The sequence below is a fragment of the Pseudomonas marginalis genome (assembly GCF_008692035.1).
GTDB classification, from domain to species: domain Bacteria; phylum Pseudomonadota; class Gammaproteobacteria; order Pseudomonadales; family Pseudomonadaceae; genus Aquipseudomonas; species Aquipseudomonas marginalis.
This window is the reverse complement of the sequence record NZ_VTFG01000001.1, coordinates 4019120-4040640: the sequence shown is the minus strand read 5'-3', so window position 1 is coordinate 4040640 and position 21521 is coordinate 4019120. Positions and strand designations below refer to the sequence as shown.

Genomic DNA, 21521 nt, shown 5'->3' with positions numbered 1-21521 from the left:
AAGGCAGCTGCCCGCTGATTCAAAGGGCATCAGGGCGATTTAGTGATGCATCGGGCGGGCAAAACGGCAATTCTTGTAGTATAACTACAAGCTTGCTACATCCCTGGCCCTGCCAATAACAAGAGTCCTGCCCTTTGAACCTGTTGCAACATATCGCCCAGTCGCGCCACCTGTTACGCAAATCGGAACTCAAGGTTGCCGATCACGTGCTGCTTGACCCTGCGGCCGTGATGCACAGTTCCATGGCCGACCTGGCCCACAGCGTGGGCATCAGCGAGCCGACCATCGTGCGCTTCTGCCGCGCCATCGGTTGCTCCGGGTTCCAGGACTTGAAGCTCAAGCTGGCCCAGAGCCTGGCCGCCGGCGCGAGCTTCGGCCAGTTTGCGATCCACGAAGACGATTCCGTCGCCGATTACAGCCTGAAAATCTTCGACACCACCTTGCACACGCTCATGGAGGTGCGCGAGAAGCTTGACCCGGTAGAGCTGCAAAAGGCCGTGACCGCCATGTCCCAGGCCCAGCGCGTCGAGTTCTACGGGTTCGGTGCTTCCGGTGCCGTGGCTGCCGATGCCCAGCACAAGTTCTTCCGCCTGCTGCTCACCGCCGCGGCCTACAGCGACCCGCACATGCAGGCGATGTCGGCGGTGACCTTGAAGCCGACCGACGTGGCGATCTGCATTTCCCAGTCGGGCCGCTCCAAAGACCTGCTGATCACCGCCAACCTGGTGCGTGAAAGCGGCGCGACATTGATTACCTTGTGCCCGAGCCAGACGCCGTTGGCGGAGCTGTCCACGGTCAACCTGGCGATCGATGTGCACGAAGACACCGAGATCTACACCCCGCTGACGTCGCGTATCGCGCACCTGGTGGTGATCGACGTGCTGGCCATGGGCGTTGCCATGGCGCGGGGCCCGAGCCTGGTCAACCACCTCAAGAGCGTGAAGCGCAGCTTGCGCAGCCTGCGGTTGTCGCCCAAGTCCGTCAAAGCCCTCGACGACTGATCCAGGGCCATACACGCTCAAAATGTGGGAGGGGGCTTGCTCCCGATAGCAGTGGGTCAGTCAAAGAGAAATCTGCTGATGTACCGTAATCGGGAGCAAGCCCCCTCCCACATTTGGATTGTCTACCTATCCGGAAGATTCATCGTCCTGTAACCCCCGCGCCGTTAAACCGTCATCGCTACAACCCATCCTGTACTCCCCGTACTCGCATTGGGAGACTCCAAATGGCCCGGCCCTACGAAGACAGCAACAGCTCCGTCAAGACCCGTCGTCAACAGGAAGACCAGCGCCGCATGGCGTTCCGTCGCGCAATCGAAGACCGCTGCGACCAGCGCCAGCTGCAGCAGAGCATCAGTGACTACCCGGAACTCCACTGGCAGGCACCCGCGGCTGCCCAGCGAAACGTTCAGCCAACGCGCTGATCTGCACCCGTTCGCTGCGGATAAAGCCCAGGAACGCATGGGCCACCGGTGACAGGCGCTTGGCCTTGGCCTGCACCAGGCACCAGCTGCGGTACAGCGGCAGTTCTTCCACCGGCAGCTCCTTGAGCCCGCCGGTGGCCAGTTCCATGTTGACCGCATGGCGCGTCAGCAAGGCCACGCCCAGCCCGGCACACACGCATTCACGTTGCGCCTCGGCGGAGGCCACTTCCACCGTTTGGGTGAAGTGCACGCGTTTCTCCTTGAAATACTCCTCGCAGGCCAGTCGCGTGCCGGAGCCTGGTTCGCGCAGCAACAGCGTGTAGGGTTCCAGGTCCTGCAAACGCAGCGGCCCTTGCAGGCTCAAAGGATGATCGGGGGGCGCCACGGCCACGATCGGGTTGTTGAGGAATGGCAGGAATTCCAGGCCCATGTCCTGGGGCACCATGGACATGATCACCAGGTCGTCGCGGTTGTCGGAGAGGCGGCGGATCACCTGGGCGCGGTTGACCACCGTCAAGTGCAGTTGCACCTCGGGATGCTGGCGTTTGAACGCCGCAAACAGGTGCGGCACGAAGTACTTGGCGCTGGATTCAATCGCGAGCTTCAACTGGCCCTGCAACGAGCCTTGCATGTCCGACAGCTGCATATCGAGGTTTTCCAGGCGCCCGAAAATATCCCGGCTGGCCCGTTGCAGGGCTTCGGCCGCCTCGGTCATGTAGAGCTTCTTGCCGACATAATCGAACAGCGGCTGGCCGACCAGCTCTTCGAGCTGGCGAATTTGCAGGCTCACGGCCGGTTGGGTGAGAGACATTTCCTCGGCCGCGCGGCTGTAAGAGCGCAAATCGCACACCTCATTGAAGATCTGCAATTGACGCAATGTCATACGCATCAGTGACTTACGCATTATTTAAATCCTCTCGCCCCAGGTCGACCGGCCAACTATAAGTCTTTACTTATGAGCGACCCAATAATTATTGATTTTTGTTAATCCCTCCACGGGCTTAGTGTGTGGCTGCGACTGGCTTGAAACATTTAGTCACGCGCCGACCCGGCTCCAGCGGGTCGAAGAACGCAGCAATCGGCTCAAGGGAATTTCCAAGTGATAAAAAAGATCCTGATCGCCAACCGTGGTGAAATTGCCGTACGAATCGTGCGTGCCTGCGCCGAGATGGGCATTCGCTCGGTCGCGGTTTACTCGGACGCCGACCGCCATGCGTTGCACGTCAAGCGTGCCGACGAAGCCCACAGCATTGGTGCCGAGCCGCTGGCCGGCTACCTGAACCCGCGCAAGCTGGTGAACCTGGCGGTGGAAACCGGTTGCGATGCGCTGCACCCCGGCTACGGCTTCCTGTCGGAAAACGCCGAGCTGGCAGACATCTGCGCCGAACGTGGAATCAAATTCATCGGCCCTTCGGCTGAAGTGATTCGCCGCATGGGCGACAAGACCGAAGCCCGCCGCAGCATGATCAAGGCCGGTGTGCCGGTCACGCCCGGCACCGAAGGCAACGTCGCCGACATCACCGAGGCCCTCACCGAAGGCGACCGCATTGGTTACCCGGTGATGCTCAAGGCTACCTCCGGTGGTGGCGGTCGCGGTATCCGCCGTTGCAACAGCCGCGAAGAACTCGAGCAAGCCTTCCCCCGCGTGATCTCCGAAGCCACCAAGGCGTTCGGTTCGGCGGAAGTGTTCCTGGAAAAATGCATCGTCAATCCCAAGCATATCGAGGCGCAGATCCTCGGTGACAGCTTCGGCAACGTGGTGCATCTGTTCGAGCGCGATTGTTCGATCCAGCGCCGTAACCAGAAGCTCATCGAAATCGCCCCGAGCCCGCAGCTCACCCCGGAACAGCGCGCCTACATCGGCGACCTTTCGGTGCGTGCGGCCAAGGCCGTGGGCTACGAGAACGCCGGCACCGTGGAGTTCCTGCTCGCCGAGGGCGAGGTGTACTTCATGGAGATGAACACCCGGGTGCAGGTGGAGCACACCATCACCGAAGAAATCACCGGGATCGACATTGTCCGCGAGCAGATCCGCATCGCCTCGGGCCTGCCGTTGTCGGTGAAACAGGAAGACATCCAGCACCGTGGTTTTGCGTTGCAGTTCCGCATCAACGCCGAAGACCCGAAGAACAACTTCCTCCCAAGCTTCGGCAAGATCACCCGTTACTACGCGCCCGGCGGCCCCGGCGTGCGTACCGACACGGCGATCTACACCGGCTACACCATCCCGCCGTTCTACGACTCCATGTGCCTGAAGCTGGTGGTCTGGGCGTTGACCTGGGAAGAAGCCATGGACCGCGGCCTGCGTGCCCTGGACGACATGCGCCTGCAAGGCGTGAAGACCACGGCCGCCTATTACCAGGAAATCCTGCGTAACCCGGAATTCCGCAGCGGCCAGTTCAACACCAGTTTTGTGGAAAGCCACCCTGAGCTGACCAACTACTCGATCAAGCGCAAACCCGAAGAGCTGGCCCTGGCCATCGCCGCCGCCATCGCCGCCCACGCAGGCCTGTGAGGAACATTCCAATGACTAAAAAAATCTTCGTAACCGACACCATCCTGCGCGACGCCCACCAATCGTTGCTGGCGACCCGCATGCGCACCGACGACATGCTGCCGATCTGCGACAAGCTCGACAAAGTCGGCTACTGGTCCCTGGAAGTCTGGGGCGGCGCCACCTTCGACGCCTGCGTACGCTTCCTCAAGGAAGACCCGTGGGAGCGCCTGCGCAAACTGCGTACCGCGTTGCCTAACACGCGCCTGCAAATGCTCCTGCGCGGCCAGAACCTGCTGGGCTACCGCCATTACAGCGACGACGTGGTCAAGGCCTTCGTGGCCAAGGCTGCCGTCAACGGTATCGACGTATTCCGCATCTTCGACGCCATGAACGACGTGCGTAACCTGCGTGTGGCCATCGAAGCGGTCAAAGCCGCCGGCAAACATGCCCAGGGCACCATCGCCTACACCACCAGCCCGGTGCACACCGTCGAGGCCTTCGTGGCCCAGGCCAAGCAGCTGGAATCCATGGGGTGCGACTCGATCGCGATCAAGGACATGGCCGGCCTGCTGACGCCGTACGCCACCGGTGAACTGGTCAAGGCGCTGAAAGCCGAGCAGAGCCTGCCGATCTTTATCCACTCCCACGACACCGCCGGCTTGGCCGCGATGTGCCAACTCAAGGCGATCGAAAACGGTGCCGACCATATCGACACCGCGATCTCCAGCTTCGCCTGGGGCACCAGCCACCCGGGCACCGAGTCTATGGTCGCCGCCCTTAAAGGCAGCGAATTCGATACCGGTCTCGACCTGGAGCTGCTGCAAGAGATCGGCCTGTACTTCTATGCCGTGCGCAAGAAGTACCACCAGTTCGAAAGCGAATTCACCGCCGTCGACACCCGTGTGCAAGTCAACCAGGTGCCGGGCGGGATGATTTCCAACCTGGCCAACCAGTTGAAAGAGCAGGGCGCTCTGAACCGCATGAGCGAAGTGCTGGCTGAAATTCCACGGGTGCGTGAAGACCTCGGCTTCCCGCCGCTGGTGACCCCGACTTCGCAGATCGTCGGCACCCAGGCGTTCTTCAACGTGCTGGCCGGTGAGCGCTACAAGACCATCACCAACGAAGTGAAGCTGTACCTGCAAGGCGGCTATGGCAAGGCGCCGGGCACGGTGAACGAGAAGTTGCGTCGCCAGGCCATCGGCAGCGAAGAAGTGATCGACGTGCGCCCGGCCGACCTGCTCAAGCCGGAGATGACCAAGCTGCGCGGCGAAATCGGCGCACTGGCCAAGTCCGAAGAAGACGTGCTGACCTACGCCATGTTCCCGGACATCGGGCGCAAGTTCCTCGAGGAACGCGACGCCGGCACCCTGACGCCTGAGGTGCTGCTGCCTATCCCTGAAGCCGGCGGCGTGGCCCGTGCCGGTGGCGAAGGCGTGCCGACCGAGTTCGTCATCGACGTGCACGGCGAAAGCTACCGCGTGGACATCACCGGTGTCGGTGTGAAAGCCGAAGGCAAGCGCCATTTCTACCTGTCCATCGACGGCATGCCGGAAGAAGTGGTGTTCGAACCGCTCAACGAATTCGTCGGCGGCGGCAGCAGCAAGCGCAAGCAGGCCAGTGAGCCGGGGCATGTCAGCACGGCGATGCCGGGCAATATCGTCGATGTGCTGGTCAAGGAAGGCGACGTGGTCAAGGCCGGCCAGGCCGTGCTGATCACCGAAGCGATGAAGATGGAAACCGAAGTGCAGGCTGCGATTGCCGGCAAGGTGACCGCCGTTCACGTGGCCAAGGGCGACCGGGTGAACCCTGGCGAAATCCTGATTGAAATCGAAGGCTGATCCAGCCTTCGACACGACCGTTTAATCCTCGGGGGGGCAGGTGCCCCCCTTTTTTTTGCCGATTTTTTAATGGTCAACGGAGGGTGCGGCGCTCTGCTTGCGCTTGAAGCCGACAAAAATACCTTCAGGTTTGTAGAGCAGTTCAGGTTCCAGGGTGGTCAGGTTGCTGGTAACGGCGCTGAATGTTCCCTTGATGGATGCCGCATCCGCGATACGTAGCTGGCGCGTGAGCAGTGCTTCACTTTCCGGCTGTACATCAAGTTTCAGGGTGGCGTTATCCAGCGTTAACGTATTGCCGACTTTCAGCGTGGAGTGGGCTTGGTCCGCGCCCACTTTGAACGCCATGGTCGATCCTGGTTTGAGGTGCAGATCCTTCCTGATCCGGGTCCGTGGTGTATTTTCAGGATCGAGCAGCAGGGTACCCGCGACATTAAGGGAGTCGACGGTGCCGCCGGAATAGCTGCCGCCCGCATCAATATCCAGGGTCCCCTTGATAACGCTGCGGTTGGTCAAGGCAGCATCGCCGTACACCTTGCCGTGCCGATTGTCGTGCAGTGCACCGGTCAGTTCCCAGGCGCCCTTGCCGACCCACAGGTGTTGCATTCGGGTCGCACCTTCGAACGTGCCGCCTTTGGTGTCATCGAGAACCACCTGGTTGGTACCGCTGCCGCCATCGACTTCGCCTTTGAAGCGGCTGCCATTTTTGACAACCAACAGGTCGTCACCGCCGCCCATGTCCAGGGCGACTCCATTGCCACCTGCAATCAGGCCATGGTTGATCACCTCATCGGCCTTTTCTCCCTTCAGGGCCACACCTGTGCCGGATTGGGCCGTGATGCTTCCTCGATTCTCCAGCCAGACAGAGGTAAGCCCGGAGCTGCTCAGGCCATGACCCGGTGAATTGATGTGCACGTCAGGGCTGTTGACGATGTCGACGGCTTTGATGATGTGTGACTTCTCAAGGTTGGACGGGGTTTGGGTGAGGCCGGCGATCTCGTCGATATTCATCCCGTCGCGGCGCGGGGAGTTAGGCGTGGTGATGACTTTGACAATATTGGTGTCGAGCTGGCCATTTGAGGCCTGGCGGGCGGCGTGCCCGAACGAGCGCGGAGTGGTTGGAGGCGCGGTGTGTGGCTCGGGTGCTGCGGCGGGCGGAGTGGCAGCCTCGGCGAAGGCGTTGGCGCTTTGTGCGAAGAGTGCACCAAGGGGAGGGAAAAACGAAAGTGTCGATATCATGATTTCCGGCCTCTTTTGTATAGGAGACCGGAGTGTAGCCAGCAAAAAGTGGTGCTTAATGTCAGCCTTCAAGACCTGTGTGAGTGTGAAGGTTCTTCAGTTTCTGTCTTAAAACGCGCTTTGCCATTGGCCCATTAGTCCATGGTTGCGGCTGTTGTCGCCCACTTCGGCGGTGTACGCGATGCTCAGGGTCTGGTGCTCCGAAAGACGCATGTCCACCCCCGTGCGCAAGGCCAGGTTATCTCGGTCCAGCGAGGTACCGCCGATGCTGAACGCGCTGTTGAAGTCCTCGCGAGTTTCCCTGGCAAAGGATTGGCGTACGCGGCTGTTGGTGTCGCCATACAAGTGTTTCCAATGGACGCTCAGGTGCGGCTTGAGGGTGATCCGGTCGGCCACTGCGATGTCGCGGCTCAAGCGCAGGCCGAAGGTGCTGCTGAGGTTTTGCTGGGTTTGGGTGCCCACGTTCAACGCGCTATGGCCACCTTTCTCGGAGAAGCGGTCACGGTGATACCGCTGGAAGCCGATTCCGGCGAACGGTTCGGCATGCAAGCCGTCGGTGACGAACCGATGGCCCAGTTCGGCGAATGCGTTCTGGCTCTGGGCCTTGTACTTGCCCGTGAGGCGTTCGCGGTAATCGATGAAGTCGAAGTCCACACTGCGCGTGTTCTGCCCGGAATGGCTGCTGTACAGCGCGCCCAGGCGTAAAGCCCATGGACCGTCCTGGCGCACCGCATAGGCGCCCAGGTGCCAGCTGTCCACTTCACCGTTGAAATGCCGGGCGCTCAGGTCGCTGCCAGACTTGCCGCCCACCACGCCGACCCGCCAGGCGTCATCGATTGCTCCATCTGCACCCAGCAACAGGCCCTGGCTGCTTTGTTTCAAGCCGGCGCTGCCGTGTTGGGCATCGAGGGCACCGCTGCTGGCCAGGCCTTGGACCCAGACACGCCCGTCCTCACCGGTGTGGTTATCCAATTGGCGTATGGCTGTCAGCAGGCTGGCGTGCCAGCGTTTCATGCTGTTTTGAGTGGCCGTGCCCAGGTTGGCGTTCTGGCTGCCGGCCAATTGCTCCAGCAGCGTACCCAAGCGACCTGGCTCCAGGCTGCTCAAGTACCGCCCGTAGTTTTCACGCTGGTACTTTTCCCAGTCACTCAACTCCTCCGATGCCAGCGCGGCATCCACTGCCGAGTCCAGCACGCGGGCAACGCTCAGGCCGTTACGACTGTTGGCTCGGTCGATGAAATAGAAGTCTTCGGGGGTGGGAGTGGCGGGGTCGAAATGAGTTTTCTGGTGATGTTTCGCAATCTGTTCGAACCACTCGCTGTCGGGTTGCATGTCTTCACGGGCCTGTGCGTACTGAGCACAGGTGGCCCCCAGCGCGAGCGTGATGGCGAGTACGAGTTGTTTCTGAATGAGTGGCATGTAAACCCACCTCCTGATGTATGAGGCGGGGAATTTAGCGGGGCACCCGGGGGATAACTGTCAGGCCAAGCACCGCGTGTTTGCGGGAGATGTCTCTAGTCCGATGCGATAAAAATTCAGCTCGATTGGCGCAGTAAGCCTGAGGGCGATAGTGACTTCAATGACCTCACTCTCGCCTCGCATACCCCTTGCCATAGTGCCGCTCCATGCGTGCCTGGATCAGTTCCAGGCCGAGGGACATCACCCAGTAAATGATCGCAGCGGTGGTGAGCATCTCGATATAACGGTAGCTGGAGCGCCCGTAGGATTGCGCCAGGAACATCACTTCCCACACGCCCATCACCGAGATCAGCGACGAGTCCTTGAGCATGGAGATGAACTGGTTGGTCGCCGGCGGGACGATGGTGCGCATGGCCTGGGGCAGGGTGACGTGCCAGAAGATCGCACTGTCGCGCATGCCCAGGGCCAATGCGGCTTCCCGTTGTCCATGAGGGACGCCCAGGATGCCGGCGCGGAAGATCTCGCTCAGGTACGCGCCGTAGTTCAGCGACAGCGCGATGATCCCCGCGACGATGGCGCCCGGCACCAGGCCCAGCTGCGGCAGGCCCAGATAGATCAGCAGGATCTGGATCAGCAACGGCGTGCCACGGAAAAACGACGCGTAGAAGCTGGCGATACCAAAGGCCACGGCACTTTTGGACAGGCGCCCGAGCGCGGTGATAAAGCCCAGCACCGACGAGGCGGCAATCGCACACAGGCACAGGAACAGCGTCAGCGCTGCGCCTTGCAGGAAGCCATTGGGTGCCAGGTGCAGGCCGACCAGGTTGGGCAGCTTGTCGAGAATGATCGAGAACTTCAGGTCAAAGCTCAGGAAGAAACTGGCAAACAGGGCGAACAGCGCCGCCCAGGTCAGGTAAAGCCGCGTGCGAAAGCCCAGCAGGGCGCGCGCAGGTTTTGGGGGAACACTCATTGGCTGATATCGGCACCGATCCATTTTTGCGACAGTTTGCTCAGGGTGCCGTCCTGTTTCAACTGGGCAAATACCTCACGCACCTTGGCGTCCCACTGGGCGTCGCCTTTTTCGATGGCGACCGAATTGGGTTCGGCGTACAGCGGCGTGCCGGCGAGCTTGAAGCGTTTGTCTTCGTTCAGGCGCGGCTGGGCGGTGACCAGGTTGGTGAGGATTGCATCCAGGCGTACACCGGCGCCCAGGCCAAGGTCCTGGAAGGCGACGTTATCGGTGTCGTACGGGGCGATCTGCACGTTCTCGAACGGGTACTGCAACTGGGTGTCCTCGGCGCCTTCGATCACCAGGTTCTTGTTCAGGTAGCTCTCGTAGCTGGAGGCGCTGGTGAGGCCGACTTTCTTGCCGCTCAGGTCCTTGGCGCCGTGGATGCTGTCATCCTTGGCATTGACCACGATCACGGCAGGGGAGGCGTAATACTCCACCGGGAAGTCGAAGACCTCGGCGCGGGCCTTGCTCGGGGTCATCGAGCAGATGCAGATGTCATAGCGACCGCTCCAGCGGCCGGCGGCGATCACGTCCCACGACGGCGTTTCCAGGCGCAGTTTCACACCGAGCTTTTGCGCGACAGCCTTGGCCACATCGACATCGAAGCCGTCGAGCTGGTTTTGCTCGTTGAGGAACGAGAACGGCGGGTAGCTTTCCATCAGCACGCCCACCAGTTCTTTTTTCTTCTCAACCCGGTCCAGGGTCGCGCCGCCAAAGGCTTGGGTGGAGGCAGCCAGTATCGTCAGGCCCAAGGCCAATAGCGGTTTAAGTTTCAAGGAGGCACCTGAATAAAAAAGAGGTTGTTATGAACCGAACGGAAGGTATTAAATAGTTATAAGAACGACTCTCATAGTGAGTTATTTTCATAAGCTTATGAGTAAAAAGCATATGGGCGCAGTAAGCACAGTAATTCTGGACGGCGGCATGGGCCGTGAACTGCAACGCCGCGGTGCGCCCTTCAGGCAGCCGGAGTGGTCCGCGCTGGCATTGAGCGAAGCACCGCAGGCGGTGGAGGCGGTGCATGCGGCCTATATCGACAGTGGCGCCAACGTGATTACCAGCAACAGCTATGCGGTGGTGCCGTTCCATATCGGCGAGGCGCGCTTTGCTGCCGAAGGCCAGGCCCTGGCGGCGCTGGCGGGTGAATTGGCCAGACGGGCGGTGCAGGCTTCGGGCAAGGCCGTGCGTGTGGCCGGCTCGTTACCGCCGCTGTTTGGTTCGTATCGGCCCGATCTGTTCGAGCCGCAGCGCGTGTCTGAGTTGCTGACGCCACTGGTGCAGGGCCTGGCCCCCCATGTCGACCTGTGGCTGGCGGAGACCCAGAGCTCAATCGTTGAAGCGCGGGCGATTCATGCGGGCCTGCCGAAGGATGGCAAGCCGTTCTGGCTGTCGTTTACCTTGAAGGACGAAGACACCGACGAAGTACCGCGCCTGCGCTCCGGCGAACCGGTGGCGGACGCGGCCGAAGCCGCCGCGCAGTTGGGCGTGCAAGTGTTGCTGTTCAATTGCAGCCAGCCGGAAGTGATCGGCGCGGCGATCGATGCCGCACGCCAAACCTTCGAGCGGCTGGGTGTGGCGATTCAGATCGGCGCCTACGCCAACGCCTTCCCGCCCCAGCCCAAGGAAGCCACGGCCAATGATGGCCTGGACCCCTTGCGCGAGGATCTCGACCCACCGGGCTACCTGCAGTGGGCCGCGGACTGGAAAAAGCGCGGTGCCAGCCACTTGGGCGGGTGCTGCGGGATCGGGCCGGAGCATATTGCGGTGCTGGCCCAGAAGCTGGGGTAAGCCTTAAAGCGCCTGGCGGCGACACTCCGCCAGGCCCTTCAACTGCCCGGAACCTGCCTGGTTCGCCTCCGACAACCACGCCTCAAACCCCGCGCCCACCGTCGGCCATTCCGAATCCAAAATCGAATACCACGCCGTATCGCGGTTCTGCCCCTTCACCACCATATGCTGGCGGAACACCCCTTCAAAGCTGAACCCCAACCGCTCCGCCGCATATTTGGAGCGGGCATTGCCGTTGTTGCACTTCCACTCCAGGCGGCGGTAACCCTGTTCGAACACGTATTTGGCCAGGAGGTACACCGCCTCGGTGCTTTTGGGTGAGCGCTGCATCGGCGCGCCGAAGGTGACATGCCCGATTTCGATACGGCCCTGGGCCGGGACGATGGACATCAGGCTGAGGATGCCCTGCACCTGGCCGGACGCACGGTCGACCACGCTGAAGAAATACGGGTCGCTGTTCGCCGCATGGTTGTTCAACCACGCATCAAACGCGGCGCGCTCGGCAAACGGGCCGTAAGGCAGGTAATCCCACAACTTGGGGTCGGCGCCGGGGCCTTCGAGGGCTTGCCACAGTTGGTCGGCGTGGCGGGCCGGATCGAGTTTTTCCAGGCGGATAAAGCGCCCTTCGAGCAGTTGCGCGGTGGGCGCCGGGGCGCCTTTCCAGTCGGCGAGAGAAGTGGACATGCTGCGCTCCTTAAAGACCTTTGCGAAATTGAATGAAGCCAGGGCGTTCGGCGATGCGCTCGTAGAGCTGGATCGCGGTGGCGTTGGTCTCGTGGGTCAGCCAGTGCACCTTGCAGCAGCCGTCGGCCTTGGCAGTGGCGTAGACGAACTCGATCAGTTTACGGCCGACACCGGTGCCGCGCTGGGCCGGGTCCACCAGCAGATCCTGCAGGTAGCAGGAGTTTTCGATGCTCCAGTTGGAGCGATGGTAGATGAAGTTGACCATGCCCACCGCCTTGCCGTCCTGCCAGGCCAGCGCAGAGTGGGTCGGCTCATGGGCATCGATCAAGCGCTGCCAGGTGCTTTGGCTGACGGCGTCCGGCAGTTCGGTGTTGTAGAACGTCAAGTACGCCTGCCACAGCGGCAGCCAGGCGGCGTGGTCGGTTGCGGTGACCTGGCGGATCTCGATCTGGCTCATTCTGAAACTCCTTGGGGAATAAAGCGCGCGAGGGTCTGGTCGCGTATATCGGCGCTGGCGGCCAGGCCGTCGCGCACGCCGGCGATGTCCGCCGCGCTGCGGTTCTGGCTGAGTTTGCGTTTGCCGATCAGGCGCTCGATCGGCAGGCTGAAGCCGACAATGGCCTTGAGCATGCCGTCAATGTAATCAGCCGGGGCGTCGCTGACCTTCCATGGCTGGGCGCGATTGCCCTCGTGGCGGTCAGTGAGGGCGCTGACCACGCCGAGCAGGCGCTCGGCATCGGTAAACACCTCGGCCTTGCCATAGGCATGCACCGCGATGTAATTCCAGGTGGGCACCACTTTGCCGTGCTCAGCCTTGGCCGGGTAAAACCCCGGGCTGATGTAGGCCTCGGCGCCGGCGAAGATCACCAGGGCTTCGCTGCCGTCTTGCAGGTCTTGCCACTGCCGATTGGCCTTGGCCAGGTGCCCGTACAGCGTGCCGTTGGGGCCTTCATCCGGGTTGAGCAGCAGCGGCAAGTGGCTGGCCTGCAGGCCTTGCTCGCCAAAGGTGACCAACTGCGCCAGGCGTGTGTGCTGGATCAGTTGCTGTATTTCGGGCAAGTCGTCGAGGGCAAAGGCGCGGGGTGTGTACATGAATATTTTCCTTGGCGAATGCCTGCATCCTAGGCAGGCTAATGGTTCGTTGTAAGAGCCATCTTCGGCCAATTTCATAGGTCCAATATGATGTCGCCCATTTCGCCGCCGCTGTCCTTCAACCCTGCCGGTATCGAGCTGGATCGACGCCAAGGCCTGACGCGCCAGCTTTATGAAGCCCTGCGTCAGCGCGTGTTGGATGGGCGCCTGGCCAGCGGTACGCGCCTGCCCGCCAGCCGTGACCTGGCCGCTGCGCTGTTGATTTCCCGAAACAGCGTGGTGCGCGCCTACGATCAGTTGTACGCGGAGGGGTTTATCGAAGGCCGTGTGGGTGACGGCACCTATGTCGCCCAATTACCCACGGCAAAAAAACTATCCACAAAAGTATCCACAGGCTTATCAACAAGCTTATCCCCAGACTTATCCACAAAATGGACGGAATTGCCGCAACACCTCAATGGCGAAGTTATCCACAGGCCGGCCTTGGGGCGCGTGCAAAATAACCATTTGCCACAGCCGCCGGCGGGTCCGCCCAAGGCATTTCGCGTGGGCGTGCCAGCCTTCGATCTATTCCCTTTCGAGGTCTGGGCCAAGCTCAACGGGGCGTTCTGGCGCAAGCCGGACCTGGCGCAGCTGTGCTATGGCGACCCGGCGGGTGACAGCCGCCTGCGCGGCTTGATCGCCGCTTACCTGCGCAGCTCACGGGGCATGCAATGTACGGCTGAGCAAATAGTGATCACCAGCGGTGCACAACAGGCAATCAGCCTTTGTGCACAGTTGCTGGTAGAGCCTGGTGACGGGGTGGCGGTTGAAAACCCGGGCTATCGGGCCGCCGGTCACGCGTTCGCCCTGGCCGGTGCCAACCTGCAGGGCGTGCCGGTGGACAGCGACGGCATCGATTGCCAGGTCCTGAATACCTTGGGTGATTGCCGCCTGGCCTATGTCACGCCCTCCCACCAATATCCGCTGGGCGTGGTGATGAGCCTGGCGCGGCGCCTGGAGTTGCTGGCCTGGGCCGAGCGCACCGGCGGCTGGATCGTGGAGGACGACTATGACGGCGAATACCGCTACAGCGGCGCCCCCCTGGCGCCGCTGGCGGCTTTGGACCGCAGCGGCCGCGTGCTGTACGTCGGTACCTTCGGCAAAGTCGCATTCCCGGCCTTGCGCCTGGGCTATCTGGTGTTGCCGCCAGGCCTGGTTGATGCTTTCTCACGGCGCCGTGCGGTGGATATGCGCCACTCGGAAGTCAGTACCCAGGCGGTGATGGCCGAGTTTATGGCGGCCGGGCACTTCCAGCGGCATATCCGCCGGATGCGGCGCGCGGCATTGAGCCGGCGCAATGCCTTGCTCGCCGGGTGGCCGCGCGGTCTGCCGGGGGTGGGCGAGTTGCCCGTTATCGCCGCAGGGCTGCACATGACCGTGCGCGTGGACAGCCTGGCCCGCGAACAACAGCTGCTTGAGCAGGCCCGTGCCGTGGGCGTCGAAGTCAATGGTTTAAGCAGTTACTGGCTGGCGCACTCCACCATTCCGGCAGACCAGCGCGCCGGCCTGGTGCTGGGGTTTGCCGCCGTACCCGAGGCGGCCGTTGCCGAGGCCCTGACCGCTTTGCGCAGAGCCTGGCAGCACGATTGACGGTCAGGTCTGGAAAAACAACGAGCGGGCCAGGATCGGGCTGATTTCACTGCGATAAATCGCGATCTGGTCACGGTCGCTCAAGCCCGTGCGGTGCACAGCGCCCCCCAGTTTCTGCTGGTCGCGGGTCTTGAGGTGGCCGGCGGTGTAGTGCTCCAGCGCCGCCTGGGGAGACTCATAGTGAAAGTGCGCATACCAGAGCACCGCATGGGTCTGGTGATCACGCACCTCGTATTCGTCCAGGTAGTTTTTGCCGGGGCCCTTGAGCCGCCGCCGCGTGACCACTTTGGCGATTTTCACCAGGCCTTGGCTGTGCAGCCACTCCACCCGTGCCGCCGTGGGTGGTTGTTGTTTGGTCATGCTGATGCGAGTGTTTGTGCCCATTTCGTATAGCCGTTGTGCGGCGTCATTGAGGCGACGGTTGAGGGCGGCGGCGGGCGGGCGGTCGCTTTCCGTGAGGTTGAGCCGGGTGAGCGCCTCTTCGATCGTGGCCATTGCGTGTTCCAGGCGTGCGGCGTACTGGTGGAACATCTCTTCGATTTCCACCGGAATACGCCCGGCTTTCTTCGCGTGGTCCAGGGTGCGCAGGGTGGCGGCGGGCTCTTCATTCAGCAGGCTCTGGGCGGTGTCGATGCTGGTGCCCAGGTCGATCACCTGGGGCTCTCGGGGGCTTGAGGGTGTGCTCTGGCGTTCAACCCAGACCCCAGGGGTTTTTTCGTGAAAGGTCGCGATGAGCTTGCCCGTCACCGGGGCCTTGACGTCCACCAGGCCGCTTTCGGCTTCACGGGGCTCGCCCACCACCACCCCGTTGAAGCGTGTCTTGATGACTTTGCGCTTGGGTGTCGGGGGGGCTTTTGATGGGCCAGGCTTGGGCTCCAGGGCTTTTCGTTGCCTGATCAACAGCGCCAGCTCATGCACCGCCTGTTGGTTGAATTCATCGATGCGTTGGCGCAGGTTTTCCAGGGGTTCTCGCTGCACCTGTTCCGGGTGTTCGGCGTGCAGGTCCAGCAGGCGTTGGTCGACAATCGCGAACTGGTCGACCAGGCTGTTGAGCACTTCAATACGCTCGTGCAGGTCGCTGATGCTGGTTTCCACCAGGGTCTCGATCCACGTTTGCACCGTGAGATCGGCGTTATCCACGATGTCATTGAGTTGCGCACGGGCGTCGGTGAAGGCCTCCCCGCTGCCTTCGCCAATACACAGGTAGCGGCTGAGGGTGAGTTGCATGGCCTTGAGGTCGTGCAGCTTGAAGTCGGGCAGGGCCTGCACGCTGGTCTGGATGACCTTGGCACCCTCTATGCCCAGGCTTTCCAACTGGCGATAGCGCGACTGCGCATACTCCATGCGGTTGATCATATCCAGGTTCAGCTTCGCCATCGTCTGTGCGATCTCGTTACGCTGCTTGATGTCCAGGGAGGTGAGGGCTTCCATGTCTTCCACCGACACCAGCAACTTGTCGCGAAAGACCGGCAAGCGTTCCGCGATGGCCGAGCGGGTCAGCAGCAGTTGTTTGTTCAGGTAGTCGATCATCGAACTCTGGTAGTTGGGTACCGAATCGATGACATTCAGCGAACGTAACTGGCGAATGGGCACGTCATAGTCGGCCAGGCGGCTGTCGACCTTGTCGAGGAACGCCTGGCGCTGGCGATCGGAGGAGGGCCCGGGCACCGGGTCTATCGCGGCGTGGGCCTGGGCGACTTCAGCTTGCCCGCGCCGTTCGTCAGCATCGAATTGGTTGAGTTTCTGCCGGAGGTCGGTGATCCGCGAAGGTACTTTGCCGCGAGCCGATTGCCGGCGATTCCTGAAACCGGCACCGCGCAGGCGCAGGCGAGTGTCGACAAACCATTGCCCGGCCAGGTTGCTCACCAGCAGCGGGCCGATGTGAGTGGGGCGGCCCGGATCGACGATCATGACATTGTCGTGCTCATCCACCGCCACCTCGAACCAGCGTGCGCCCACCGGCGCGTACCATTTATCGGCAAGCGCATAGAGATGCAGGTGCGGCCCTGTTTCCTTGACGGCTTCCCCCAGCCCGTCGGGCCTGGCCACTTTGAGGCGGTCCAGTGTGGCCCCCAGGCTTGTCGGAGAACGTTGGAGTGCGCCGCTGTTGTACAGCGGGCCTTGATGGCGAGCGGGCGGTTCGGCGTCGGGCAAGTCGGGGCGGCGCATCACGGGGATCCGGTGCTCCGGCGGCAGTCTGGTTTCAGGCGCCTGGGTCGGGGTGGCTTCCTGTTTCGGCAGCGTGGCCTTGGGCGTCTTTCGCAGCGGCGGATGGCGCAGGGCGACGTGCAGCACCAGGGCCATGCCCAGGTTGAGCAGCAGATCCACCTGGGCTGTCCAGGACACCTGCCCGTCAGGCTCCGGCTCCGCCTGGGCGGTCGCCTGCAGGTCGTCCATGATTTGCCAGATCCAGGCCGCGATGCCCACGGTGCGGCCCATGAATGGCAACGCCGCGCTGAAAATCAGCCAGCCGGCTTCTCGATAGCTTGCCCAGCGTTTCCGGGCGTTGGACACCGATTGCCGCGTCGCCAATTCAACCATCGCGTTGGCGTTGTCCCTGAACAGCGTCGCCAGGCTGTCGTTGCCCACCACTTCATCGCTCAAGGCCAGGGGGCCGCTCATTTGCACCACCACGTGCGGCTCCACCAACCCGCGCACCACGGTCCACGGCGAAGGTAATGCGGCAGGGAAGACATACTGCTCGTAGTTGAAGCGCACATCTTCGGCCAGCCAGGCCAACACCGAGTCGCGCAGGGTGCGGTGATGCTTGATGGCATACAACAGGTTTTGCCGTGACGGGTACTGGATCAGCACCGGCTCCAGCAGTGGGCGGTACAACAGGCACGGGCCCTGTGTGTGGTCGCGGGGGCCGATCACAAACATATTCGCCACCCCATCCTGCGCCTGGCTGGTGCGCAGGGTGGGAATGAACGCCAGGCGCCGGATGACGATCTCTTGCCCCTCGACCTGCCGTTCATGGGCGTGTGCCTGCACCGCGGCAGCGATATAGCGATAACCGCGATCATCGATGCCGTGCAGGCCCTGGATCTTCCACTGCAAGGCCAGCAGTGGCAGTTGCACCCGCAAGTGCGAGGTGTAGAGGGTTTGCCGAAGCCTCGATTGAACGGGGTCGTCGAGCAGGGTGTGTTTGATCAGCGTCGGGTAGCGTTCACCGATGTCGAGGGTTTCGATCACGTCCTTGAGGTAGTTGTACGTCAGCCATTGCGGCCCCTCGCCGCCGTTGTAGTGCACGCTGGGCGTACCGGTGGGCAGCCCGGTGAGGTTTTCCAGGGCCAGGTCGATCAGGCTGCGCCGGGTGATGTCACTGGTTCCGGGCAGCACGAAGGTGCCCCAGAGCACCGGGCTTTCGATGCTGATCTCTATCTTGTCCAGGTTCAGGCTCGCGCCATTTGCATGGGCCTTGATCCGGTTTTGCAGTTGCTGCCTGGCGTAGTCGCGGATCGGCGGGATACCGTCCTGGAAAGACTGCCCGTGGTTGTGGGTATGCAGTTCCGCCAGCTCGATCACGTAACGGCTGTAGGTCGATACGTCCAGGTCCGAGGCATTGGCAAGCCAGTCGGGAAGTTGCTCGTGGATCTGGTGGATGCTCGACAATGAGTGATCGCTCAAGTCTTCAATCACCGGCAGGATGCGCGCGACGGCCTGGCCAGTGACGGCAGCCGTGGCGGGGGCTTCAAGGTCGGCGGAGCCAATTGACCCGATGGCCTGCAATTGCAGGGCGATCAGGTTGCACGCCAGGCTGTCGAAAAAATCCCCGGCGGGTTCGTACAATCGCCATTGCACGGTTACCTCCCCATCAGCTTGAGTCAGTGCCGCGGGCAAGGCTTCGCCGAGCTTTTGCAGTGACTCGAATTTCTCGTAGCCGTTGATCAGCGAATACGTCAGGACCCGCTGGCGTTGCTCATGTACCCCGATCAGCACCGCGATATCCGACAGGCCGACGTGAGTGGAGCGGTTGTTTTTAAGGCCATCTATATCGATCAGGTAAGCGTGTGTCTGGAATGTGTCGAAGTTCCGACGCTTGGCCCGGTCCGGAAAGTGGAACAACGTCCTGGCCATGGCGCAATCGTGTTCATCCCAGCCGTCCTGCGCGGTGACGTTCCAGACTTTGCGCAGGGAATGGGAGAGCGTTTGCCAGCGTGGGCCCGCCAGGCCGTTGGAAGCGTTCCAGTAATCAAGTTGCTGCTCCTGGAAGGCGGTAAAGATCAGCGCCGCCAGCTCATTGATCAGCCGCGCAATGGCATCGATCTGCACCGGCAGGTGCACGGCGGGCTTGGCCTCGGGCTCCAGGGTGAGGAAGTGTTCGCCGTCGATATAGATCACCGGCTCGGGCGCCAGGGCCTGGTTGGCCAGCACCGAGGTCAGCGATTGCGCGGTGGCGGGTGCGGATTGGATGACATCGCCAACGATGCGCCAGCGCGGCGTGATGACCATGGCCAGGTCAGGGTCGATAGCGAGTGTCGGGTATTGCTCCATGAGGGACGAACGCAACAGGTTGGCGGCGACGTCGCGGATCGACGGGCCGACGCTCAGTTGCGTCAGCAGCTCATAGCTGCTGGGCGGGCGATTGTTGCTAGGGGGTGAATCGTTGGGCATCTGCAGCTCCTTGGCCTGGGTCGGCATGAAGAGCTGCAAGGTAATTGGCGCTGCGGCCGGGCGGTCGGTAGATAAGTCATCGTGGCCGGGAAGCACTTCCCGGTCACGTTTGCTCAGGTCCCGGACTTGATCCTGGACCAGGCGCGGGTCCTGGCGCGTTCGGCGTCGCGTCCCAGGGGTTTCAAGGTATAGAGCGTGGCCATCGCGGCTTCGGTGGGGTACAGGTTGGGGTTGTTGCGGATCGCCGGGTCCACCTGCCCGGTAGCGTCTTTGTTCGGGTTGGGGTAGCCGATAAAATCGCTGATCGGCGCAATGACGTGCGGTTGCAGCAGGTAGTTGATGAAGGTGTAGGCGTCCTGGGGGTTCTTCGCGCCCTTGGGAATGGCGAGCATGTCGAACCAGATCGGCGCGCCCTCCTTGGGCAGGCGCATGTCGACGATCACGCCGTTCCTGGCCTCCTTGGCGCGATTGGCGGCCTGGGAGAAGCTGCCGGAGTAGCCGACGGCGACGCAGATGTCGCCGTTGGCAATATCGGCCATGTACTTGGAGGAGTGGAAGTAGGTGATGTACGGGCGGATCTTCAGCAGCAAGGCTTCGGCTTTTTCATAGTCCTTGGGGTTGTTGCTGTTGGGGTCCAGGCCCAGGTGCTGCAAGGCCAGGGGCAGGATCTCCGAGGGTGAATCCAGCAGCGCCACGCCGCACTGCTTGAGCTTGCTGATGTTCTCCTCCTTGAAGATCAGGTCCCAGCTGTCCACCGGTGCATTGGCGCCCAGTGCGGCCTTGACCTTGTCGGGGTTGAAGCCGATCAGGATGGTGCCGTACATGTAGGGCACGGCGAATTTGTTGCCCGGGTCGTTGGCCTCGATCAGCTTCATCAACTTGGGATCGAGGTGGTTCCAGTTCGGCAACTGGCTGCGGTCCAGGGCCTGGAACACACCGGCCTCGATCTGTTTGGCCAGGAACACATTGGATGGCACCACCACGTCATAGCCGGAATTGCCGGTGAGCAGCTTGGCTTCCAGGGCTTCGTTGGTGTCGAAGATGTCGTAGACCAACTTGATCGACGGGTTTTGGGCCTTGAAGTCTTCCAGGGCCTTGGGGGTGATGTAGTCGAACCAGTTGTAGACCCGCAGGGTTTTCTCTTCAGCGTGGGCGGCGGTGCTTAATACGGCGGCGCAGAGCACAAGCGACTTGAGCATATTCATCAGGCAGTCCCCTCAAAACCTTCGAGCACGTTGACGGCATTGATGCCGATTTCTTCTACCGCGTAGCCGCCTTCCATCACGAACAGCGTCGGCTTGCCCAGGCGGGCGATACGCCTGCCCATGGCCAGGTAGTCGGGGCTGTCGAGCTTGAACTGCGAGATGGGGTCGTCCTTGAACGTATCGACGCCCAGGGACACCACAATGACGTCGGCGCCGTAGCCCTCAATCGCCTGGCAAGCCTGTTCCAGTGCGGCGCTCCAGGTGTCCCAGCCCGAACCGGCCGGCAACGGATAGTTGAAGTTGAAACCCTCTCCGGCCCCGTCGCCCAGCTCATCGGCATAGCCGAGGAAAAACGGAAACTCGGCTTCCGGATGCCCGTGGATCGAGGTGAACAGCACATCGCTACGCCCATAGAAAATCGATTGGGTGCCGTTACCGTGGTGGTAATCCACGTCGAGGATCGCAACCTTCCTGTGGCCCTGGTCGAGAAATGCCTGGGCGGCGATGGCGGCGTTATTGAGGTAGCAATAACCGCCCATCAAGTCGCCGGCGGCGTGGTGTCCCGGTGGCCGGCACAGCGCGAAGGCACTGTGGGCGCCTTGCTGGATCGCCTGTTGCGCGGTCAGCGCCACCTGCGCCGCACTGTAGGCCGCCTGCCAGGTGCCGGCGGTAATCGGCGCGCCGCCGTCGAAGCTGTAGTAACCCAACTGGCCGTGCAGGCTGGTGGGCAAGACGGCGCGCAGGGTGCGGGCGGGCCAGGTATAGGGCAGCAGGTCGCCGTCCTGGCCGAACTCGACCCAACGGGCCCAGGCACCTTTGAAAAAATCCAGGTACTCGCGGCTGTGGATGCGTTGCAAGGGGGCCAGGCCAAAGTCCTGCGGCGCTTGCACCGGGCCGAGCTGGCGGTCCTTGACCCGCTGCAGCACATGGTCGGCGCGGGCGGGCATTTCGAAGCAGGGCATCAATTGCCCGTCCATCAATTCACAACGGCCGTGGTGCAGATGATGATCGTCCGAGTAGATCGTCAGCATTGTTGTTGTTCTCCGCAGGCTGCTTGGGATGCCTTGCAGTGTTGCGG

Annotated in this window: 17 protein-coding genes; 6 read left to right on the top strand and 11 right to left on the bottom strand. The window is 62.0% G+C overall.

What is annotated here, in order from left to right; translation table 11 throughout:
• Nucleotides 1-134: 134 nt before the first annotated feature.
• Both hexR and FX984_RS32780 read left to right on the top strand, forming a co-directional pair.
• Nucleotides 135-1001: a transcriptional regulator HexR gene (gene hexR / locus FX984_RS18950; protein WP_010168370.1), complete on the top strand. Its 867-nt coding sequence runs from the start codon at nt 135-137 to the stop codon at nt 999-1001.
• A 224-nt stretch (nt 1002-1225) separates the two neighbouring features.
• Nucleotides 1226-1423: a PA3496 family putative envelope integrity protein gene (locus FX984_RS32780; RefSeq protein ID WP_074848013.1), complete on the top strand. Its 198-nt coding sequence runs from the start codon at nt 1226-1228 to the stop codon at nt 1421-1423.
• On the opposite strand, the gene FX984_RS18940 is transcribed toward FX984_RS32780, so the two are convergent.
• Nucleotides 1353-2327, bottom strand: coding sequence for a LysR family transcriptional regulator (locus FX984_RS18940; protein WP_027608220.1), 975 nt, complete (start codon nt 2325-2327; stop codon nt 1353-1355). The genes FX984_RS32780 and FX984_RS18940 overlap by 71 nt on opposite strands.
• Nucleotides 2328-2522: 195 nt before the next feature.
• Here FX984_RS18940 and FX984_RS18935 point away from each other — a divergent pair, with 195 nt between their 5' ends.
• Together FX984_RS18935 and oadA are read left to right on the top strand one after the other, a co-directional pair.
• Nucleotides 2523-3938 (top strand): acetyl-CoA carboxylase biotin carboxylase subunit, encoded by a 1416-nt coding sequence (locus FX984_RS18935; RefSeq protein ID WP_027608221.1) that lies wholly within the window; start codon nt 2523-2525, stop codon nt 3936-3938.
• Nucleotides 3939-3949: 11 nt separating this feature from the next.
• Nucleotides 3950-5758, top strand: a complete 1809-nt coding sequence (gene oadA, locus FX984_RS18930; protein ID WP_098480692.1) for a sodium-extruding oxaloacetate decarboxylase subunit alpha — start codon at nt 3950-3952, stop codon at nt 5756-5758.
• Between the two features lie 66 nt (nt 5759-5824).
• On the opposite strand, the gene FX984_RS18925 is transcribed toward oadA, so the two are convergent.
• From FX984_RS18925 to FX984_RS18910, 4 genes are all read right to left on the bottom strand, one after another.
• The gene (locus tag FX984_RS18925; protein ID WP_146476921.1) at nt 5825-6994 is read right to left on the bottom strand and encodes a hypothetical protein; all 1170 of its coding nucleotides are present in this window, start codon (nt 6992-6994) and stop codon (nt 5825-5827) included.
• A gap of 108 nt (nt 6995-7102) precedes the next feature.
• On the bottom strand, nt 7103-8413 hold the full coding sequence (locus FX984_RS18920; protein ID WP_146476924.1) for an autotransporter outer membrane beta-barrel domain-containing protein: 1311 nt from the start codon (nt 8411-8413) through the stop codon (nt 7103-7105).
• A gap of 166 nt (nt 8414-8579) precedes the next feature.
• Complete coding sequence (locus tag FX984_RS18915; protein ID WP_027608225.1) at nt 8580-9350, bottom strand: amino acid ABC transporter permease; 771 nt, start codon at nt 9348-9350, stop codon at nt 8580-8582.
• A gap of 29 nt (nt 9351-9379) precedes the next feature.
• A complete protein-coding gene (locus tag FX984_RS18910) occupies nt 9380-10201 on the bottom strand; it encodes an ABC transporter substrate-binding protein (RefSeq protein ID WP_027608226.1) in 822 nt (273 codons plus the stop codon).
• A gap of 112 nt (nt 10202-10313) precedes the next feature.
• Here FX984_RS18910 and FX984_RS18905 point away from each other — a divergent pair, with 112 nt between their 5' ends.
• Nucleotides 10314-11213 (top strand): homocysteine S-methyltransferase family protein, encoded by a 900-nt coding sequence (locus FX984_RS18905; RefSeq protein ID WP_027608227.1) that lies wholly within the window; start codon nt 10314-10316, stop codon nt 11211-11213.
• A gap of 3 nt (nt 11214-11216) precedes the next feature.
• Here FX984_RS18905 and FX984_RS18900 read toward each other — a convergent pair whose 3' ends face one another.
• Genes FX984_RS18900 through FX984_RS18890 form a run of 3 tightly spaced genes read right to left on the bottom strand, consistent with a single transcriptional unit; the run spans nt 11217 to nt 12989 of the window.
• On the bottom strand, nt 11217-11897 hold the full coding sequence (locus FX984_RS18900; protein ID WP_146476927.1) for a GNAT family N-acetyltransferase: 681 nt from the start codon (nt 11895-11897) through the stop codon (nt 11217-11219).
• A gap of 10 nt (nt 11898-11907) precedes the next feature.
• Entirely contained in the window at nt 11908-12354 is a 447-nt protein-coding gene (locus FX984_RS18895) for a GNAT family N-acetyltransferase (RefSeq protein WP_027608229.1), read from the bottom strand.
• On the bottom strand, nt 12351-12989 hold the full coding sequence (locus tag FX984_RS18890) for an FMN-binding negative transcriptional regulator (protein ID WP_092355938.1): 639 nt from the start codon (nt 12987-12989) through the stop codon (nt 12351-12353). The genes FX984_RS18895 and FX984_RS18890 overlap by 4 nt, the downstream gene beginning before the upstream one ends.
• Before the next feature lie 90 nt (nt 12990-13079).
• Here FX984_RS18890 and pdxR point away from each other — a divergent pair, with 90 nt between their 5' ends.
• The gene (pdxR, locus tag FX984_RS18885) at nt 13080-14621 is read left to right on the top strand and encodes a MocR-like pyridoxine biosynthesis transcription factor PdxR (RefSeq protein WP_146476929.1); all 1542 of its coding nucleotides are present in this window, start codon (nt 13080-13082) and stop codon (nt 14619-14621) included.
• A 3-nt stretch (nt 14622-14624) separates the two neighbouring features.
• Here pdxR and FX984_RS18880 read toward each other — a convergent pair whose 3' ends face one another.
• The 3 genes from FX984_RS18880 to FX984_RS18870 all read right to left on the bottom strand — a co-directional run bounded on the left by FX984_RS18880 (nt 14625) and on the right by FX984_RS18870 (nt 21474).
• Nucleotides 14625-19238, bottom strand: coding sequence for a dermonecrotic toxin domain-containing protein (locus FX984_RS18880; protein ID WP_146476931.1), 4614 nt, complete (start codon nt 19236-19238; stop codon nt 14625-14627).
• A gap of 113 nt (nt 19239-19351) precedes the next feature.
• Entirely contained in the window at nt 19352-20443 is a 1092-nt protein-coding gene (locus FX984_RS18875; protein ID WP_146476934.1) for a polyamine ABC transporter substrate-binding protein, read from the bottom strand.
• Nucleotides 20443-21474, bottom strand: a complete 1032-nt coding sequence (locus tag FX984_RS18870) for a histone deacetylase family protein (protein ID WP_146476936.1) — start codon at nt 21472-21474, stop codon at nt 20443-20445. The genes FX984_RS18875 and FX984_RS18870 overlap by 1 nt, the downstream gene beginning before the upstream one ends.
• Nucleotides 21475-21521 lie beyond the last annotated feature (47 nt).

Coding starts and splice junctions, on each gene's coding strand:
- FX984_RS18875 (WP_146476934.1), bottom strand. CDS start 20,443: ATGAATATGCTCAAGTCGCTTGTGCTCTGCGCCGCCGTATTAAGCACC.
- pdxR (WP_146476929.1), top strand. CDS start 13,080: ATGTCGCCCATTTCGCCGCCGCTGTCCTTCAACCCTGCCGGTATCGAG.
- FX984_RS18940 (WP_027608220.1), bottom strand. CDS start 2,327: ATGCGTAAGTCACTGATGCGTATGACATTGCGTCAATTGCAGATCTTC.
- FX984_RS18870 (WP_146476936.1), bottom strand. CDS start 21,474: ATGCTGACGATCTACTCGGACGATCATCATCTGCACCACGGCCGTTGT.
- oadA (WP_098480692.1), top strand. CDS start 3,950: ATGACTAAAAAAATCTTCGTAACCGACACCATCCTGCGCGACGCCCAC.
- FX984_RS18925 (WP_146476921.1), bottom strand. CDS start 6,994: ATGATATCGACACTTTCGTTTTTCCCTCCCCTTGGTGCACTCTTCGCA.
- FX984_RS18895 (WP_027608229.1), bottom strand. CDS start 12,354: ATGAGCCAGATCGAGATCCGCCAGGTCACCGCAACCGACCACGCCGCC.
- FX984_RS18890 (WP_092355938.1), bottom strand. CDS start 12,989: ATGTACACACCCCGCGCCTTTGCCCTCGACGACTTGCCCGAAATACAG.
- FX984_RS18880 (WP_146476931.1), bottom strand. CDS start 19,238: ATGCCCAACGATTCACCCCCTAGCAACAATCGCCCGCCCAGCAGCTAT.
- FX984_RS18920 (WP_146476924.1), bottom strand. CDS start 8,413: ATGCCACTCATTCAGAAACAACTCGTACTCGCCATCACGCTCGCGCTG.
- FX984_RS18900 (WP_146476927.1), bottom strand. CDS start 11,897: ATGTCCACTTCTCTCGCCGACTGGAAAGGCGCCCCGGCGCCCACCGCG.
- FX984_RS18905 (WP_027608227.1), top strand. CDS start 10,314: ATGGGCGCAGTAAGCACAGTAATTCTGGACGGCGGCATGGGCCGTGAA.
- FX984_RS32780 (WP_074848013.1), top strand. CDS start 1,226: ATGGCCCGGCCCTACGAAGACAGCAACAGCTCCGTCAAGACCCGTCGT.